Origin of the sequence: Bartonella henselae str. Houston-1, assembly GCF_000046705.1 — a bacterium.
GTDB classification, from domain to species: Bacteria; Pseudomonadota; Alphaproteobacteria; order Rhizobiales; family Rhizobiaceae; genus Bartonella; species Bartonella henselae.
In genome coordinates, this window is sequence record NC_005956.1 from 543,208 (window position 1) to 561,893 (window position 18,686).

At 36.4% G+C, this 18,686-nt stretch carries 14 protein-coding genes; 13 read left to right on the forward strand and 1 reads right to left on the reverse strand.

What is annotated here, in order from left to right:
• Positions 1–168 precede the first annotated feature (168 nt).
• From AYT27_RS02435 to AYT27_RS02495, 13 genes are all read left to right on the forward strand, one after another.
• Positions 169–402, forward strand: a complete 234-nt coding sequence (locus AYT27_RS02435) for a hypothetical protein (RefSeq protein ID WP_034447405.1) — start codon at positions 169–171, stop codon at positions 400–402.
• Between the two features lie 18 nt (positions 403–420).
• Positions 421–1,089 carry a response regulator transcription factor gene (locus AYT27_RS02440; protein WP_011180402.1) on the forward strand — a complete coding sequence of 223 codons (669 nt, stop codon included), beginning with the start codon at positions 421–423 and terminating at the stop codon, positions 1,087–1,089.
• Positions 1,086–2,498: an ATP-binding protein gene (locus AYT27_RS02445; RefSeq protein ID WP_011180403.1), complete on the forward strand. Its 1,413-nt coding sequence runs from the start codon at positions 1,086–1,088 to the stop codon at positions 2,496–2,498. Before AYT27_RS02440 ends, AYT27_RS02445 begins: the two co-directional genes overlap by 4 nt.
• Before the next feature lie 304 nt (positions 2,499–2,802).
• A complete protein-coding gene (locus AYT27_RS02450; protein WP_011180404.1) occupies positions 2,803–3,537 on the forward strand; it encodes a tetratricopeptide repeat protein in 735 nt (244 codons plus the stop codon).
• Positions 3,538–3,725: 188 nt separating this feature from the next.
• Positions 3,726–4,205 (forward strand): cytochrome c maturation protein CcmE, encoded by a 480-nt coding sequence (ccmE, locus tag AYT27_RS02455; RefSeq protein ID WP_011180405.1) that lies wholly within the window; start codon positions 3,726–3,728, stop codon positions 4,203–4,205.
• 7 nt (positions 4,206–4,212) lie between these two features.
• Entirely contained in the window at positions 4,213–6,198 is a 1,986-nt protein-coding gene (locus tag AYT27_RS02460) for a heme lyase CcmF/NrfE family subunit (protein WP_011180406.1), read from the forward strand.
• The gene (locus AYT27_RS02465) at positions 6,195–6,653 is read left to right on the forward strand and encodes a cytochrome c-type biogenesis protein (RefSeq protein ID WP_011180407.1); all 459 of its coding nucleotides are present in this window, start codon (positions 6,195–6,197) and stop codon (positions 6,651–6,653) included. The genes AYT27_RS02460 and AYT27_RS02465 overlap by 4 nt, the downstream gene beginning before the upstream one ends.
• Positions 6,654–6,838: 185 nt before the next feature.
• On the forward strand, positions 6,839–8,350 hold the full coding sequence (locus AYT27_RS02470) for a Do family serine endopeptidase (protein ID WP_011180408.1): 1,512 nt from the start codon (positions 6,839–6,841) through the stop codon (positions 8,348–8,350).
• An 81-nt stretch (positions 8,351–8,431) separates the two neighbouring features.
• The gene (locus tag AYT27_RS02475; RefSeq protein ID WP_011180409.1) at positions 8,432–9,118 is read left to right on the forward strand and encodes a response regulator transcription factor; all 687 of its coding nucleotides are present in this window, start codon (positions 8,432–8,434) and stop codon (positions 9,116–9,118) included.
• Entirely contained in the window at positions 9,115–10,497 is a 1,383-nt protein-coding gene (locus tag AYT27_RS02480; RefSeq protein ID WP_011180410.1) for a sensor histidine kinase, read from the forward strand. The genes AYT27_RS02475 and AYT27_RS02480 overlap by 4 nt, the downstream gene beginning before the upstream one ends.
• 96 nt (positions 10,498–10,593) lie before the next feature.
• Complete coding sequence (locus AYT27_RS02485) at positions 10,594–13,518, forward strand: bifunctional [glutamine synthetase] adenylyltransferase/[glutamine synthetase]-adenylyl-L-tyrosine phosphorylase (RefSeq protein ID WP_011180411.1); 2,925 nt, start codon at positions 10,594–10,596, stop codon at positions 13,516–13,518.
• A gap of 982 nt (positions 13,519–14,500) precedes the next feature.
• Positions 14,501–15,325, forward strand: coding sequence for an outer membrane protein (locus AYT27_RS02490; protein WP_011180412.1), 825 nt, complete (start codon positions 14,501–14,503; stop codon positions 15,323–15,325).
• 411 nt (positions 15,326–15,736) lie between these two features.
• Positions 15,737–16,261, forward strand: a complete 525-nt coding sequence (locus AYT27_RS02495) for a methylated-DNA--[protein]-cysteine S-methyltransferase (RefSeq protein ID WP_011180413.1) — start codon at positions 15,737–15,739, stop codon at positions 16,259–16,261.
• On the opposite strand, the gene AYT27_RS02500 is transcribed toward AYT27_RS02495, so the two are convergent.
• Complete coding sequence (locus AYT27_RS02500) at positions 16,258–18,579, reverse strand: ATP-binding protein (RefSeq protein ID WP_011180414.1); 2,322 nt, start codon at positions 18,577–18,579, stop codon at positions 16,258–16,260. The genes AYT27_RS02495 and AYT27_RS02500 overlap by 4 nt on opposite strands.
• Positions 18,580–18,686: the final 107 nt, after the last annotated feature.

The following is an 18,686-nucleotide window of genomic DNA, read 5'->3' on the forward strand; positions in this document are numbered from 1 at the left end:
TATTGTATAATCTTTGAAGCAAATTTTATTTTTAAGTTGTTCAAATATAGGGTAGTATTAGGTGGTTATGCTATTATACAGAATGGAAGGTGTTCCTCATACGTGATTTTTAGAGAGAAAAAAATATTGTTCATTCTATATTCACCTAAAAGAGATTATAAAATATCTATGAAAAAAGTTTTTTTGTTTCTAATGATAGCAGTTTTTCTAGATACAAATTCTGTTCGAGCTGCTGAATGTGCTAAAATTGGCAAAAAGCTTGCGACTCAAAAGAAGGCCGTTTTAGTACGTTCAACACCAGTTGTTCAGGAGGGAAGAGGTATATGTGTGGTTGTATTTGTAGTACCTGCTCGTGATGGGAAAAAACTGCACCGTGTTGAAATTTCAGTTCCCGCCGATTAGTTCTTGGCAGATGTTGTGATGCGTATCTTAATTGTTGAAGATGACCGGAATCTCAATCGTCAATTAGCAGAAGCTGTAAAAAATGCGGGATATGTTTCAGATAGTGCTTTCAATGGTGAAGAGGCTTATTTTTTAGGTAGTACAGAGTCTTATGATGCTGTGATACTTGATATTGGTTTGCCGCGTCTAGATGGAATTTGTGTTGTTGAAAAATGGCGCAAAGAAGGTCATCTCATGCCTGTTTTAATGCTAACAGCCCGAGATCGCTGGTCTGATAAGGTGCTTGGCATTGATGCAGGTGCTGATGATTATGTTGTGAAGCCTTTTCATTTAGAAGAATTGATGGCACGGTTGCGGGCGTTAATTCGCCGCTCTACAGGTCATGCAACAAGCACGTTATGCTGCGGTAAAGTTTTGTTAGATACGAAAACTTCTCGTGTTTTTTTTGATGGTCAATTAATTAAATTGACGTCATATGAATTTAGACTCCTTTCATATCTCATGCATCATGGCGATAGAATAGTTTCAAGGACGGAACTTACCGAACATCTTTATGATCAAGATTTTGACAAAGATTCGAATACGGTTGAAGTTTTTGTAGGACGTTTGCGTAAAAAACTTGGGATGGATTTAATTGAGACCATTCGTGGAATGGGCTATCGAGTAAGAATGCCAGGTGATCAATGAATGTTCTAAAGAACAATGGTCGGCTTAAAAGGGTATTTTTTTTCGTTAGTAGATCTCTCAGTTTACGCGTTATGATCTTATCAACCTTATGGGTTATTATTTCGCTTTCATTGATTTCTGCAGTTAGTATTTTATTTTATCAGCGCTCAAGTGAACAAAGCCTAGAGCGTATTCTTTCTGCTCAGCTTTACAGTCTTATTGCGACAGTGACTGTGTCACCTGAGGGGGAATTAAAAGGAAATTTGGGGATTAATGATATTCGTTATGCAGATCCAACATCGGGTTGGTATTGGGAAGTTTTTGCTGTATCACCTAACCTAAAAGGAAGGCTAACCTCTCCATCATTAGGAAGCGGACAAATATTTTCACCTAGTGATGCTGATATACTTTTTGACAACAAATTTTTTCGTTCTTATCGAATAAAAGGGACCAATAATCAGAATTTACAAGTGATTGAGAGTGATGTTGTTCTTGATAATCAGGATCACATTGCGCGTTTTCGTCTCATTGGGAACATTGATGAGGCACATGCACAAGTACATGAGTTTAAAAAGGTTTTGCAAATTTTTCTTTGGAGCTTTGGTATAGGCAGTGTTCTTATAAACATTGCTATTATTCTCTTTAGTTTTCAACCGTTGAAGCTTATCCGGCAAGCATTGAATGATATTCGCGAAGGGAGGGTTAATTATGTCAATACGGATTTAGTAAGCGAAGTTTTGCCGTTAGCACAAGAGATGAATGCTCTCATTCATAATAATCAGCGTATTATTGAACGATTTCGGACTCAGGTTGGTAATCTTGCACATTCCTTAAAGACTCCTTTATCAGTTGTTATGAATGAGGCTGATAAAATACGCGGAGAACAAGCGATTTTATTGAAAGAGCAAATTAAAATAATGCAGGACCAAATAAATCATTATACACAACGTGCGCGCATTGCTGCACAATGCGACAGTGTGATTTATCACACATCTGTGCGCAAAGTAGTTAATCGTTTGGTGCGAGTTATGGAAAAGCTTAATCCTGAGAAACAGTTTCGTTTTGTCATGGATGTTAATGATATTATTTTTTCTGGTGAAAAGGAAGATTTAGAGGAAGTTGTGGGTAATTTGATTGAAAATGCTGCTCAGTGGTCTCGCACCAAAGTTCTGATCTCTTGTTATTTAGAAAAAAATATTGAAGAAGAGAAATTCTTTAGCCTTCTCGTAGAAGATGATGGTTCTGGTTTAACAGAAGAACAAACTGATGAAGCTGTTAAAAGAGGTCGTCGATTTGATAAGAGTAAACCGGGGACAGGTTTAGGGTTAGCAATTGTTTCTGATATGGTTAACGAATATGGTGGAAGCCTTTTCTTATCGCGTTCTGATTTGGGAGGGTTATATGCAAAAGTTTTATTACCAAGAAGGTAATGTGTTTTTCCTTTGTAGAGCGTATATATTAAAATTTATATGAGCGATGCAATATTTTTACATGTAATGCACAGGGCAGAAAATCATGTCAGGATGTTGAAGGGCAATATCTGTTTGTAATCAGAATTTAGAAATAAAATTTTATTTTTATGCTTTTATGCGTATTGGGAAAATGATGATAAACTTACCATATTATAAGATAAAATAAAGTGCTTTTCTATCTTTTTACATCAGTGTTTTCATGGATAGGGTGGGAGAATAAATTAGTTCCGCTTTTTGAATTTCATATTGGTAGCAAAATGATATGCTCTTATTAGTCTTGGCAGTATTTTTTCTCACTTTTCTGGCGAGTATACTTTTTCTTTCTCTACATAATTATGGGACCAAAAAAGAATTGAGAGCTCAAGATATTGAGAGTGAGAGAAGCTGTATGTATTCGGTTGGATTTGATAAGCCTTACACATATCATAAAAAGAGACATACTTTTGTAGCTTTGAGTATTTTTTTTGTTCTTCTTATAACTTGGAGCATTTACAGTTTTACAGGCAATCCAGAAGTTAAAAGTTATTTTTTTAGTGAACTCATGGATAAAGATCCAAAGACACTGAATAAACGTGAACAGCTTGTTCGTCTACAAGTACTTTTTTTGCGTTTACCTTATGATGGTAAGTTAGCAGACGCATTAGCGATACGATACCTCGAAGAAGGGTATTTTCAGGATGCTGTGAACATTTATTTAGAGGCACTTCGCTTAAATGGAGAATCGGCTCCAAGGCTTGTGGGATATGGATTGTCATTGATTGGTTATGAAGGCGGAATGATTACGCAAGAAGCACAAAATGCTTTTCAAAAAGCAGCAGATTTAGCGCCAAATGATTTTTATCCTCGTTTATTACTAGCGGAAGCGCTTCATCAGGCTGGAAAATCTGTACAGGCAGTACAGTTTTTAAAAAATTTTCTTGAGACAATGCCTGAGGATTTTAAAGGACGATCACATATTGAAGCTATGATTATTCAGTTACGTGATGCATCTGATTAGAATCTTAAGAAAAATGATTGTAGCCAGTTTAGAGTATTAAATCGGAGAGGATATTCGAGAGCGTTAAAGATATTGATAAAAAGTTGTGCCCATATAGCAAAATATGCCAAGCTATCTTTAAAAGATAGTGCATGGAAATAATGAATATTGATATACCGTATGAATAAAAGAATTTTCTTAGACAGTTTATGAGCAGTCAATCATTCCATAACTCTCCTTCATTGAGAGTCATTTTAAAGCAACGAAAGAAAAAGCGATTGCTGATAGTTTTATTTTGTTGTTTGATTATAGCGATTGCAACAAGCCTTATTACGTATGCATTGCGTAATACAGTAAGCTTTTTTCGCATGCCATCTGAAGTTACAAAAGAAGATATTCTAATGGGACGTCCTTTGCGTTTAGGTGGTTTTGTTGAAAAGGGGACTGTTGAGTATGTTGGAGATAGGGGGGTTATTTTCTTCGTAACAGATAACGTAAAACATGAAAAAGTGATTTTCAGTGGTGCTATACCCGATCTTTTTCGTGAAGGTCAAGGTGTTGTCGTAGAAGGATATTTTGATAAACAAGGTTTTTTTATAGGTACGCGTATTTTAGCAAAACATGATGAGACTTATATGTCTAGAGAAACAGCTGATCGTTTGAACAAACATCACAGAGTGGAGAAATAATTCGATTGTGCTTATCGAACTGGGGCATCTTTTTTTATCCGCAGCTTTTGCAGTGAGTTTATTAGGGGCTTTTTTACCCGTTTTAGTTTTTTTGTGGGGAGAGCGTTCATTAATGCAAACAGCTGTTCCCCTAACATATATTACTTTTACATTATTATTCTTATCTTTTTTGATTATTGTTCATGCCCATATTGTTTCTGATTTTTCTGTTTTGAATGTGGTTGAGAACTCTCATTCAGAAAAGCCAATGCTGTATAAAATTATTGGTGTTTGGGGAAATCACGAAGGATCTATGTTGTTATGGGTTTTAAGTCTCGCTTTTTTTAGTACATTGGTGGCGTTGTTTAGCCAGCATTTGCCAGAACAGCTTAAGGCACTTATTTTAGTATGCCAAAGTTGGATGACAAGCGCTTTTCTTTTATTTATTCTTTTTATGTCCAATCCATTTTTACGTGTTAATCCACCCGCCTTGCAAGGAAAAGATCTCAATCCTCTTTTACAGGATATCGCGTTAGCAATACATCCACCACTTCTTTATTTAGGTTATGTTGGTTTTTCACTTTGTTTTTCTTTTGCAGTAGCTGCATTGATTATGGGATATGTCGATAGACTTTGGGCGCGTTGGGTTCGTCCTTGGCTTCTACTTGCTTGGTGTTTTTTGACATTGGGTATTATGGTTGGGTCCTATTGGGCTTATTATGAGTTAGGATGGGGTGGTTATTGGTTTTGGGATCCAGTAGAAAATGTTTCGTTTATGCCTTGGCTTTCAGGAACAGCTCTTTTACATTCCGCTCTCGCTCTTGAAAAACGGGGAATATTGAAAAGTTGGACTTTATTTTTGTCCATTCTTACTTTTTCCCTTTCTCTTATGGGAACTTTTCTTGTTCGTTCTGGTCTTTTAATATCAGTTCATAGTTTTGCTCTTGATCCAGCACGAGGACGAGCAATTCTTGCACTTTTATTGTTTTTCACGGGAGGGGCTTTGTCTCTTTTTGCTTTGCGGGTACCTGCTTTGACACCGGGAAGATTTTTTCAGCCAATTTCTCGTGAAGGTTTTATTATTTTAAATAATTTATTGCTCACAACAATAACAGCGACAGTCTTGATTGGTACGCTCTACCCTTATTTTATTGAGCTGTTAACAGGGCAAAAAATTTCTGTAGGAGCAGATTTTTTTAACCTTACCTGTGGGCCTTTAATGATGTTATTGTTATTATTGGTTCCATTTGGATCAATGATAGCGTGGAAACGCGGTGATTTTCTCGCAGTTTTTGAACGGCTGTGGGTTGTTTTTGCATTAGTCGCTATAGTTTGTTTTATCACATTTTATGTAGTTTCTTTGCGTGATATTTTTGCCATTTTAGGAATTGGACTTTCAACTTTTGTTTTCTTAGGTAGTTTAGCTGGTCTTTGGGCGAAGAGCGGACATCGCAAAATAGCTTTATTAGCACGGTTTAAAAGATTTATTGGATTACCATGGTCCGTTTTTGGTGCAGCAATAGCGCATATGGGATTAGGTGTTACATTGTTTGGTATTATCTATGTCGCAACTTTTGGGCAAGAGCGTATTCTCATCATGCATAAAGGAGATATGGTAACGATAGCAGATAAAACTCTTCATTTGAATGAAGTGCATGATGAAACTGGCCCGAATTATTCAGCAATAGAGTTTCATTTTACAATATATGAAAATAAAAATACGGTGGGTAATGTAACAGCATCAAAGCGGTTTTATCCAAGTCAAAATACATCAACAACGGAAGTTGGTATTCAAAATCATGGTTTATCTCAGCTCTATATTGTTCCAGGACGGATAGATGAACGAGGGCTTGTTTTACATATATGGTGGAAGCCTTACATAATATGTGTTTGGTTAGGGGCATTGATGATGGCTATGGGCGGATGTTTCTCTCTTTTTAGTTATTGGTTTCGCATTAGAGTGCATCAACGGAGAGTCTCCCGCTTTAAATTTTCTGAAAAGGCATTGAGATGAAAAAGAAACTATTTTGCACTTTATTTTTTTTAATCATTGTTTTTTCTCTGTCATTAGCAATGGCAGTGGAGCCAGATGAAGTTTTAAAGGATACAGTTCTTGAAGCACGTGCACGTGATATTTCATTACACTTGCGTTGTCCAGTTTGCCAAAATCAATCAATTGATGATTCGGATGCTTTATTAGCGCGTGATTTACGGCTTTTAATTCGTGAACGTTTGAAAATGGGTGAGAGCAATCAGCAGGTTATTGATTTTCTTGTTGAGCGATATGGTGACTTTATCCTTTTGAAACCACCATTTAATAAAACAACTTGGTTTTTATGGTTATCGCCTTTGATAATTATCATTATTGGTGCAAGCGCCATATTTTTCCAAATAAAATGGTACAAGAACGAAAAAGTAATTACTTTGAATGCTAGTGAAGAAAAGCAGTCAAAAATATTCTTTGATTAACACAGATGTTACAGGAAAAAATAGGGTACATTTAAAGTGATATTAGTTTTTTTCATCAGGATGTATTGTTTACGTTCTTAAACCTTACAAAACTTTAACAATTTAGACAGAAAACGGTAAGGTTTGTTATTTTATAAAGGACTGCAATTGGGATAACAATATGATTAAATAGGAGCACATACCAAATGGTTAAAAAAACTTTCTTCACAACATTAGCCGCAGTAAGTTTTTCTGCTGCTTTAGAAACTGCACTGTTTTTTAGTGGATGTGGATCAAGCTTGTGGACGACAAAAGCTCATGCAAATTCTGTATTTAGTTCATTAATGCAACAGCAGGGATTTGCAGATATTGTTTCTCAAGTAAAGCCTGCTGTTGTTTCAGTGCAGGTGAAGAGCAATAAAAAGAAAAAAGAATGGTTTTTTAGTGATTTTTTTAGTACTCCGGGTTTTGACCAATTACCAGATCAACATCCCTTGAAAAAGTTTTTTCAAGATTTTTATAATCGTGATAAGCCTAGTAATAAATCTTTGCAACGTTCGCATAGACTGCGTCCTATAGCTTTTGGATCGGGTTTTTTTATCTCGTCTGATGGTTATATTGTGACCAATAATCATGTGATTTCTGATGGCACAAGTTACGCTGTTGTTCTTGATGACGGTACAGAACTGAATGCAAAACTCATTGGAACGGACCCACGAACTGATCTTGCAGTATTAAAAGTCAATGAAAAAAGAAAATTTTCGTACGTTGATTTTGGTGATGATTCAAAACTTCGTGTTGGTGATTGGGTTGTTGCTATTGGTAATCCATTTGGTCTTGGTGGAACTGTGACAGCAGGTATCGTTTCAGCACGTGGACGTGATATCGGTACCGGTGTTTATGATGATTTTATTCAGATTGATGCTGCAGTTAATCGAGGAAATTCTGGAGGTCCAACTTTTGATCTTAACGGAAAGGTTGTTGGAGTGAATACGGCAATTTTTTCTCCTTCTGGGGGCAACGTTGGGATTGCTTTCGCTATTCCGGCAGCAACAGCGAAGCAGGTTGTGCAACAACTTATCGAAAAAGGTTTAGTTCAGCGTGGTTGGCTTGGGGTTCAGATTCAGCCTGTAACAAAAGAAATTTCTGATTCAATTGGTTTGAAGGAGGCTAAAGGTGCGTTAATTACCGATCCATTAAAGGGGCCAGCCGCAAAAGCTGGTATCAAGGCAGGTGATGTTATTATTTCGGTAAATGGTGAGAAGATTAATGATGTCCGTGATCTAGCAAAGCGTATTGCAAATATGAGCCCAGGAGAAACAGTAACCTTAGGAGTTTGGAAATCTGGTAAAGAAGAGAATATTAAGGTTAAACTTGATTCGATGCCTGAAGACGAAAATATGAAGGATGGCTCAAAATATTCAAATGAGCACGGTAATTCAGATGAAACATTGGAAGATTATGGTTTGATTGTTGCTCCTTCTGATGATGGGGTAGGGTTGGTTGTAACTGATGTAGATCCAGATTCTGATGCTGCAGATAAAGGAATACGTCCTGGTGATGTGATTGTAACAGTTAATAATAAATCTGTTAAAAAGGTCTCTGATATTACGGACACTATCAAAAATGCCCAAAAGTTAGGACGAAAAGCCATACTTCTACAAGTGCGAACAAATGATCAAAATCGTTTTGTCGCTCTTCCTATTTTTAAAAAATAATACTTGATTAATGGTAGGGCAGAAGTTTTGTAAACTTTTGTCCTACAAACGTGATTTGATAAAATAACGGAGATGCGTTTTATGAAGATACTCGTTATCGAAGATGATCATGAAACGGGACGTTATCTCGAAAAAGCTTTTGAAGAGGCTGGGCATTCGGTTGATGTTGCGTATGATGGTGAAACTGGATACGCTTTAGCTGAAACAGAAAATTATGATGTTATGGTTGTTGATCGGATGCTTTTACATCGTGATGGTCTTTCTATTATTGCTGAATTGCGTGCTAAAGGCAATGAAACACCAGCTCTCATTCTTTCAGCTTTAGGACAAGTGAATGATCGTGTGATGGGATTGCGTGCAGGAGGTGATGATTATTTGACAAAGCCTTATGCTTTTTCTGAACTTCTTGCTCGTGTTGAAGTGTTGCAACGACGGAAAAATCCTAAAGAAGCAGAAACTGTTTATTGTGTAGGCAATCTTGAACTTGATCGGCTAGCACATACAGTAAAACGGGGTGATAGAAATATTATATTACAGCCACGAGAGTTTCGTTTACTTGAATATTTGATGCGATATGCTGGGCAGGTTGTTACCCGTACTATGCTTTTAGAAAATGTTTGGGATTACCATTTTGATCCACAAACAAATGTCATTGACGTTCATATATCCCGGTTAAGAGCAAAAATTGAAAAAGACTTTGATGTTCCACTTCTCTATACTATACGTGGAGCTGGATACATGCTGAAAGCACCAGATAACAAAATATGAATCGTTTACTCAATATGATGCGCACAACTGCGCTAAGACTTTCGGCACTTTATATTTTACTATTTGGGTTAGTTGCAACAGGACTTTCTATTTATATAACGGCATTTTCTGTTTCATTGTTAACTGAGCAAACGGAACAGGCTTTGCGTGAAGAGTTAAGACGTATCGAAAACGCTTATAACTATGGTGGGCTTCCTTTAGTAATACGTACTATTGATTATCGTTCACGACAACCTGGGGCTTTTCTTTATCTTATCACTGATTCTATGGGACGCATTTTAGCAAGCAATGTTGCGCGTATTGAAGTTGGACTTCTGAATCATAATGGTTTTCTTTCGAATTCTTTTTTGTATTCGCGTTTTGGAGAACATGGCAAAACAAGTGAACATCGGGCTTTGGCAATTATTGTTAATTTGCCTAATGCTATGAAAATTCTTGTGGGGCGGGATTTAGATGAACCAGAGCGTTTTGCAGCGGTTATTCGTAAAGCAGTTATGATTGCTCTCGCAGCAATGGTTGGAGGGGCTTTACTTATATGGTTTTTTGTTGGTAGGCGTGCATTGCAGAGAATTGATCATGTAACAGCTGCATCACAGCGCTTGATGAAGGGTGATTTCAGTGGGCGTTTACCTGTTTCTGGGGTAGGGGATGAGTTTGATCGATTGTCCGCTAATCTTAATGTTATGTTAGACCGCATTGAAGAATTAAATATTGGTTTGCGTCAAGTATCAGATAATATTGCTCATGATCTAAAAACACCACTAACGCGTCTTAGAAATCGCGCTGAAGCAGCGCTTTCGGGGCAAAAGACAAAGTTTGAATATTGTCAAGCACTTGATGGTATTATTGCTGAGTCAGATCAACTTATTCGTACTTTTAATGCTATTTTAATGATTTCACGCATTGAAGCGAGCAGTGCAATTGAGCATCTTGAAACTATGAATATGAAGCTAATTCTTGAAGATGCTGTTGAAATTTACGAACCTTTTGCTGAAGAGTCTGGTGTTTTGCTTCAGTTAGGAGAGACTTTTGATAAAGAGTTGAAATTAAATCGTGAGCTTATAGCACAATCAATTTTTAATCTTATCGATAATGCGATTAAATATGCTTCTGAAGATGGAAGGAGGGCGAAAGTTTGTTTATCGATGGAATATCGTGGTGAACATTTGTTAGTTATCGTTAGCGATAATGGTCCGGGAATTGCAGCAGATAAACGTGATAAAGTAACAGAGCGTTTTTTTCGTCTTGAAGAAAGCCGAACACGGCCCGGTTTTGGTATTGGTTTAAGTATAGCAAAAGCTGTCATGAAACTTCATGGTGGTGAACTTTTACTTGAAGATGCCAATCCAGGGCTTAGAGCTGTTTTATTATTTCCTTAAAAGTATTTTATCGTTCTATTTTGATACGTAACAACTATTTTTTTTAAGTATAAGGTGATTAGAAAGAAAAGTTAAATTCTTTTCAAGGGAGTGCAGATGAAAAATGCTTTTTTAAAAACACAACTTCTCCCTTTACGTCCTCTTGATGAAAGTGGTTCTCAATGGCTGAAAGATATTACAGAACAAGCGAGAAAAGAAAATTTAGAGTCGCTTGTTTCCTCTCTTTCAAACCAAGGAAAGCAGATTAATTTTCTAAACGCAGTTATGACTTTATCGCCTTTTTTGCGTGAGGTTTTGATTGCAAATCCCTCGTATCTCAGTCCCTTATTATATGTTGATATAGAAACAAGATTGAGCGAAATTATAGAGGATATTACGCTCATTGATAAGAATAAATCTATACATGAAACTACACTGATGGCGGCTTTAAGACGCAAGAAACGGGAAGCTCATGTTCTCATTGCTTTAGCTGATTTAGGTGGTGTTTTTACTTATGAAATTTCATGCGCTTGGTTGACTCGTTTGGGAGAAGCCGCATTAGGTGTTGCACTTCGTTTTCTTTTAAGAGAAGCGCATGATCATGGTAAAATAAATTTGTCAAATCGTGAAGATCCAGAAAAAGATTGCGGTTTAATCATTTTAGGGATGGGAAAATTTGGGGCAGGAGAACTTAATTATTCTTCTGATATTGATCTTATTGTTTTCATTGATGAAATGTCGCCTCATGTTGGTAATCTTTCTGAGAGTATTGATGTATTCTCTAAAATGGTACGTCGACTAATTCGTATCATTCAAGAACGTACTGCGGAGGGGTATGTTTTTCGTCTTGATTTTCGACTTCGACCAGATCCAGGTTCAACGCCTTTAGCTTTACCGGTAAGGACTGCTTTACGTTATTACGAAGGGCGTGGACAAAATTGGGAGCGGGCAGCTATGATTAAGGCACGCCCAGTTGCTGGTGATAAAAGTGCAGGCTTTAACTTTCTCAAAGAGCTTTTCCCTTATGTGTGGCGGAAATATTTAGATTATGCTGCTATTGCGGATATTCATTCGATCAAACGTCAAATCCATGCATATAAAAATTATGATCAAATTTCTGCTTATGGACATAATATAAAGTTAGGACGAGGTGGTATTCGTGAGATTGAGTTTTTTGTCCAGACACAACAACTCATTGCTGGAGGGCGTTTTCCTCAATTGCGTGGACGTCAGACAGTTGCGATGTTAGCAGAGCTTCACAGACTTGGTTGGATCAGTGAGAAAACGAGAGATAGCCTTGTAAAAAGTTATGCTTTTTTACGAAATGTAGAACACCGTATTCAAATGCTTGCAGATGAACAAACGCATATTCTCCCAATTGATGTTTCTCAATTCACCAGTGTTGCATATTTGATGGGCTATCAAGAGACGAACAGTTTTATCTGCGATTTATTAAAAACGCTTCAGGTTGTTGAAAAACATTATGCGGCGCTGTTTGAAAACGAGCAAGAACTTGGTTTAGAAATTGGCAATTTAGTTTTTACAGGTGAAGAAGATGACCCAGAGACATTAATAACATTAAGACGTTTAGGTTTTGAAAGGGCGAGCGATATTTGCCGTATTATGCGCACACTTCATTGTGGGCGTTATAAATCTACTCAATCTGCTGAAGCGCGTGAAAGATTAACGGAATTGACCCCAGCGCTTTTGAAAGCTTTTGGTGCGACAAAACGAGCCGATGAAGTGATGCTGCGTTTTGATAGTTTTTTACAGGGACTGCCTTCAGGAATTCAGCTTTTTAGTCTTTTGCAGTCTAACCCCTCTCTTTTGGATATGTTAGTGCTTATCATGGGCGCGGCTCCACGTCTTGCAGAAATTATTACACATAAACCCCATGTTTTTGATGGAATGTTAGATCCAACTATTTTTTCAGAGTTGCCAACAAAAACTTATTTAAAAAATCGGCTTGAATATTTTCTTGAAGGTGTAATTTCTTATGAAGAAATTCTTGATCACTTAAGGGTTTTTGCTGATGAGCAACGTTTTTTGATTGGTATTCGAATTTTGAATGGTGCAATTACGGGAAAAAAAGCAGGTTTTGCATTTACGGCCCTTGCTGATCTTATAATTGCAAAAACGTTTGCTACAGTTCAAGAAGAATTTTCTCGTCTTCATGGCAATATTAAAGGGGGGCGTGTTGGTATACTGGGCATGGGTAAGCTTGGAAGTTGTGAATTAACTGCTGGTTCGGATGTTGATCTTATTTTGCTTTATGAACATGATGAGGATGCTGAAATATCTGATGGAGGGAAACCTCTCTATATTTTTCAATATTATACCCGTTTGACACAGCGTCTTGTTGCAGCTTTATCTACTCTTACAAGTCAAGGTATTCTTTATGCAGTTGATTTAAGATTGCGTCCGTTAGGTAATAAGGGACCTGTTGCTGTTTCTTTTGAATTTTTTAGGAAATATTATCGTAAGGAAGCATGGATATGGGAACATCTTGCTTTGACAAGGGCAAGAGGTATTGCAGGAGATCTTGATTTTTTACAAAAGTTAGAAAATGAAGTTTATGAAATTATTGCTTTTTCTCGTAATAAAAAGGATGTAATAAAAGCAGTATGTGAGATGCATGTATTGATTGGCAAAGGAAAACCACCAGAGAATCGATGGGATTTAAAAAGAATGCCTGGTGGTATCATGCATCTGGAGTTTATTGCCCAATTTGCTCTTATTACGCATGTGATTGTGTTTCAAATTGGAGCAACTACAGCAGATATTTTGACCCAATTACCGAACAGTTTTCTTAATCAGTCATTTATTTCTGATTTACACCATGCTTATGGCCTCTATACAAATTTGAGCCAAATTATACGACTTTGCTTAAATGATGCTCTTGATCTTAATAATATGCCACCGGGATTAAGTGACCTTTTGTTAAGCAGTGTTGGAGAACCTGATTTACTGCGTGTTGAAAAATTAATAGAAGAAACAGGGCAATTAGTATATTCAATTTTTAAACAAGTCATGAAATATTGAAGATATTTTTATGAGAAAATTACAATTGCAAAAAATATTTTTTATAAAATATAAATTTTATAATTTTTTAGGTCTCTGTTGAAAATTTTTTGTAAGTTTTTTAATCTAGAGCGATAACTTTTTTATTTATTCGATAGAAACGCATTTTATGATTACGAGATCACTAATTTTAGTCTAAATTTGAAAAATACATTCTCTTTTGGTCTCTATGAGTAAAATTATAATTTTACATGAATTGTTCGTGCTCTCACTTATTTTCGTCGATCAATGCATGATTTTTTATATTTTCTAGTTACGTGCCTTATTGGAATAGAGAGAAAAAGCCGTTTTCAGTTAATTTTTTGTGCTGATTGAATTGGTTTTTATGCTAAATTACTGACTTCCAAATATTACATTCATTCAGAAAATTAAAATGCGTTTTTTCCTTTTAAGGAAAGATAGTGTTTGTTTAGCTTTTTTTTACTCAATACATATTATAGTAACACATTGCATGTTAATAAAACTATATCAAGGAAGACATTTAATGAACTGAGGATGCTACAGAGCTCTTTCAGAAAAGAATGAGAGTTGGCATTTTTATTGCTTAAATTGAGATAAAATATTGAAAAAGTTCTAGCTCTGTATCTTTTACCACTTCGATAACAGAATCATATTGAGAAAATAGGGTAAAAAGCTTTATCAGTTATGTTAAACGACTTCATTTTCTTTTTAAAAATGAATATTATGGATTTGCATAGTGTCAGGCAATGATGGAATATAAGAAACTCCTCAAAGCGAATAATAAAACTTCTTTGATTAAAATATAGGAAACTTTCTAAGAAGATAGATTCCAAAAAATGGCATAATCTATTAAAGTTTTTTTGGAATTTCCAATTGAGAGATTATTTTTTTTACATCTGTGTTATTTTTACTACAGATTTTTTGAAAAAAATATGAAACCATCCCCACATTATGTGTCACATTAGCTTTTAGGGGAGCAATTATGACTACAAAATATTTAATCACAACATCTATTTTTTCTTTAATTTCAATTTCTATAGCGCAGGCAGCGGATGTTATAGTTCCAGAACAACCAGTGCCTGTGGTGGCAGTTCCTGCTTTTTCCTGGGCAGGATTTTACCTTGGTGGCCAAGTTGGTAATTTTTCAAGTAAGACTGCTTTGAGTTATTTAGGAGATGAGAAAACAGGGAAATGGACTCCGGTTAAAAAGGAATTTGTACCCAAACTTTCTGGTTTTGTAGGTGGGATTTATGCAGGTTCCAACTTTGATATCAATAATGGTTTTATTATAGGTATTGATACGGATGTGATGTGGTCTGGTAAAAAAAATACGAAAATTATTACTTGGCCAGAAGTTCCGCCAGAAGTCTCGTCAGAAAAAAAAGTGGAAAGAGTTTCAGTAGGAACTAATCAAGACACTTCTGCAGAAGTGACGAATGGAGCTTTGTCTCATACTTTAAAACAAAAATGGTTTGGTGCCACACGAGTGAAAGTTGGTTTTGTTGTTGATCGTATGATGCCTTATATTGCAGGAGGTGTTGCTTATACGCAGCTTCAAAATATCTTTGAAAAGGAAGCTGATAAAACAAAGAAAGCCATTGATATTTCTAATGTTATTCATGATGAAAAAAAGACCATGGTTGGTTATACCCTTGGAGGAGGCATTGATTTTGCAATGACTGATAATGTTATTGTACGTGCAGAATATCGTTATTCAGATTATGGTAAGAAGAAGTTCGCAGATGAAAAAATTGAAATGCGCTACAAAACAAATGATTTTCGTGTTGGTGTAGCGTACAAGTTTTGATTTTTTGTAAGCTTAAATTTTTAAAAAGTCTCATTTTCGAATGGGACTTTTCTTTTTTCAAGTATGAGCCATAAAGTATTCTTTTTGAAGAGAGATGTTCTCTTATGTGCAGTACTTTTTGTAGGATCTGCTTTTATGCTAAAATTATACGCTTTTCAGGTGTTAATTATTTGATTTCTGATAAAGTTACGAGCTTTCAGGGTTAAAGAGAGTTCAGCTTTTTATTGTTCTCTTTATATTCCATCCCATAAAATAGTTAAAATATGATTTTAAATTAATAACTAAGAAAACGAATTTCCGGGTGATTTTGCATCACCGTGTAAAAAGTGCGATAAAGAAAGTCATGAGAAAATTTTCTTTCTTTATTGCATTGAGAGTTTTCAAAATCTTTAAAAAGTATAAAAAATCAGAATGCTGAATATTTCCCAACAGAGAATATTTTGTCTAAAAAACGTTTCAATAGGAGGGCTTTTGGTGGCAAAATCTCGCAAAGGGATTTGTAATATAGCATTGGGAGATACTCCAGAACAATTATTACAGGAATTCACAGTACGTTTTGGTGATGTTCAACAAGTGGATGATGATAGCACATTTAAGAAAGAAGTAACACATATTGTAGCAATGATAGAAAGCCCTAAGTTTGTAAGGAAACATGATTTTCCCTTAGATATAATTGGTACAGTCTTTCAGCAGAAAGTATGGACGGGATTATGTGAAGTACCATGTGGTGAAACAATTTCCTATGAAGCGTTAGCACAACACATTGGTATGCCCAATGCTTTTCGTGCAGTTGCGAATGCATGTGCACGTAACGAATTAGCATTACTCATTCCTTGCCATCGTGTGGTGCGCAAGGATGGTTTTATTTCTGGATATCGTTGGGGTATTTGGCGGAAAAAGATTTTACTACAACGGGAACAAAAGGGTGAAATTTAACTTTGTTTAATGGGCATTGTAATGGTTACAGTTGTACCTTTCATTTCTTTAGAGATAATTTCAAGTTTTCCTTTGTGTAATTCTAGCAAAGAGCGTGAAATGGCTAACCCAAGACCTGAGCCGGTATGGGTTTTCGTGAGTTGATTTTCAACTTGTTCAAAAGGTTGTCCGAGTTTTTTGATTGCTGATTGGGGAATGCCAACGCCTGTATCTTTAATTCTACAAACAAGGTTATTTTTTTTCTTGAAAGCACAAACATTAATACTTCCGCCAGAAGGTGTGAATTTCACAGCATTGGAGATGAGATTGAGGAAGATCTGTTTCATGGCACGTCCATCAACTTCTGCATGCAGTTCTGGAGCAATATTTGTTGAGACAGAAATATTTTTTTCTTGAGCTTGTGGTGTAAGTGTCCGCACCGCTTCACTAATAATGGGTTCAAGATCGATATTTTTACGATCAAGGGTAAATCTTCCAGCTTCGATTTTGGACATATCAAGGATGTCATTGATAAGAGTGAGAAGATGGTTTCCTGAATTATAAATGTCATGCATATATTCTTGATAGCGTTGTGAGCCAAGAGGACCAAAGGTAGATTGCAACATGATATCTGAAAAGCCAAGAATGGCGTTAAGAGGCGTACGCAATTCATGGGACATATTGGCTAAAAATTCTGATTTAGCTTTGTTAGCACTTTCAGCGCGTTCTTTTTCTGCTTTCAGACTTTTATTAAGTTTTTCAACTTCTGTTGCGCGTTGTTGAGCATTTCCTCGAGCACGTTTGAGTTCTTGAATAAAAGAGAAAAGACGTCGTTCACTGTCTTCAAATTTTTCTTGTTGTTGTTTCAGTTCAGAAATATCTGTACCAATGCAAACAAGTCCTCCATCTTGGGTGCGTCGTTCATTAATTTTGAGCCAACAACCATCTGCAGTTTGGCGAATACTGGTTAAGTTCCCAGTACCATCGTCTTTGAGAGGATATTCATTGATTGCAGGGCGTGCCATGGCTTCAACGGTTGCACGTTGGATCCCTGGTTGTAAAACTTGTTTAGGGATAGCTGCATATTCGCAAAACTTGCTGTTGGACATGACTAAACGTCCTTCTGAATCCCATAGTACAAAAGATTCTGAAATATTTTCAATTGCATCACGGATACGAAGATCAGCTTGTGCTGTTTCTTCTGCGAGTTGACGCTGTTCACTAATATCGAAAGCAATACCAACCAAATGAAGTTCTTCTTCATCCGTAACTTCAGCACGAATGCGCATCCATACATAATGCCCATCAGCATGACGCATGGGAACATTAATATCAATATGCTTTTTCTTACCACTCATTAACTCTTGCGCGAGATCAAAAAAATTAGCATCGTTTGGATTGATAATAGCGGTAATTTGTGAAATTGAAAGCAGTGCATCTTGAGGTATATAACCGAGCATTTCATACATTGCTCGTGACCAGTAAACACGTCCGCTTGCCATATTCCAATCCCATAGTCCACAACGTCCACGCATCATTGCCATATCGATGCGATTTTGAATTTTTTCTGAGATCGAATCTGTTTTGCGTGCTCGTACGATTTGATTGTAATAAGCATAGAGAAGAGCTAAAATGACGCCTCCTGTTCCTATGAGCAGGGTTATATTTAACGAGAAAATTTTTCGCCATTCCCTGTAGATCTCTTGCGTTTTTTCGCTGATAAAAACACCATATTTTCCATTTTCTGTTTGATGAAATGAAGCGAGAGCAGGTGCATCTTTTCCTATTGTGACTTTCATGATTCCAGCATGTTTTCTGAGAGATCGCAAAGCAATGCTCTCAGAGATAAAGTCCTGTAAAGGTTTTCCTAAAATGATTTCAGGACTGGATGATGCTAAGATATTACCCTTTTGATCGACTATGGCGATAACAGTGCCAGTTTTGATCAGACCTTGGTTTTGAAAATTACTAAGGATATTTTGCAAATAAGTATGAGAAAGAGCAATGGCTTTTCCTTTCTGAGTGGCGGCAAGTAAGTCACGATCAATTGTATTGGCAATATGAGCAGCTAACAGAGTGATCGTAGAACGCGTATTTTTATCAATTGTGTGGCGCAAATCATAGATTGAGACAAAACGAATTGCTGCCAGCACAACAAGAAATACGACAATGACGAATGGAAGTGAACGCCTCAACCAAGGTTCAATAAAGAGCAGTTTTTGATAGGACGAGTCAAAAAGCGGATTGATATGCTTTGTTCGCGCTTTATGATTTTGAGCGCTCGATTTTGAATCAGCATATATCTCCGTTGGCGCATTACATGCGTCCAATTTAGCCATTTCTCGTTCCTTTAATTATGGAATAATGTAATTTAAAAACTGCTTCGATATTCATAATAAACCCCATAGGGTGCAATGAATCAAAACACGAGTCCTCTGTCCAGTCT

Excerpts from the sequence above, each read along its gene's own strand:
- AYT27_RS02435 (WP_034447405.1), top strand. The coding sequence starts at position 169 with ATGAAAAAAGTTTTTTTGTTTCTAATGATAGCAGTTTTTCTAGATACA.
- AYT27_RS02440 (WP_011180402.1), top strand. The coding sequence starts at position 421 with ATGCGTATCTTAATTGTTGAAGATGACCGGAATCTCAATCGTCAATTA.
- AYT27_RS02445 (WP_011180403.1), top strand. The coding sequence starts at position 1,086 with ATGAATGTTCTAAAGAACAATGGTCGGCTTAAAAGGGTATTTTTTTTC.
- AYT27_RS02450 (WP_011180404.1), top strand. The coding sequence starts at position 2,803 with ATGCTCTTATTAGTCTTGGCAGTATTTTTTCTCACTTTTCTGGCGAGT.
- ccmE (WP_011180405.1), top strand. The coding sequence starts at position 3,726 with ATGAGCAGTCAATCATTCCATAACTCTCCTTCATTGAGAGTCATTTTA.
- AYT27_RS02465 (WP_011180407.1), top strand. The coding sequence starts at position 6,195 with ATGAAAAAGAAACTATTTTGCACTTTATTTTTTTTAATCATTGTTTTT.
- AYT27_RS02470 (WP_011180408.1), top strand. The coding sequence starts at position 6,839 with ATGGTTAAAAAAACTTTCTTCACAACATTAGCCGCAGTAAGTTTTTCT.
- AYT27_RS02475 (WP_011180409.1), top strand. The coding sequence starts at position 8,432 with ATGAAGATACTCGTTATCGAAGATGATCATGAAACGGGACGTTATCTC.
- AYT27_RS02480 (WP_011180410.1), top strand. The coding sequence starts at position 9,115 with ATGAATCGTTTACTCAATATGATGCGCACAACTGCGCTAAGACTTTCG.
- AYT27_RS02485 (WP_011180411.1), top strand. The coding sequence starts at position 10,594 with ATGAAAAATGCTTTTTTAAAAACACAACTTCTCCCTTTACGTCCTCTT.
- AYT27_RS02490 (WP_011180412.1), top strand. The coding sequence starts at position 14,501 with ATGACTACAAAATATTTAATCACAACATCTATTTTTTCTTTAATTTCA.
- AYT27_RS02495 (WP_011180413.1), top strand. The coding sequence starts at position 15,737 with ATGCTGAATATTTCCCAACAGAGAATATTTTGTCTAAAAAACGTTTCA.
- AYT27_RS02500 (WP_011180414.1), bottom strand. The coding sequence starts at position 18,579 with ATGGCTAAATTGGACGCATGTAATGCGCCAACGGAGATATATGCTGAT.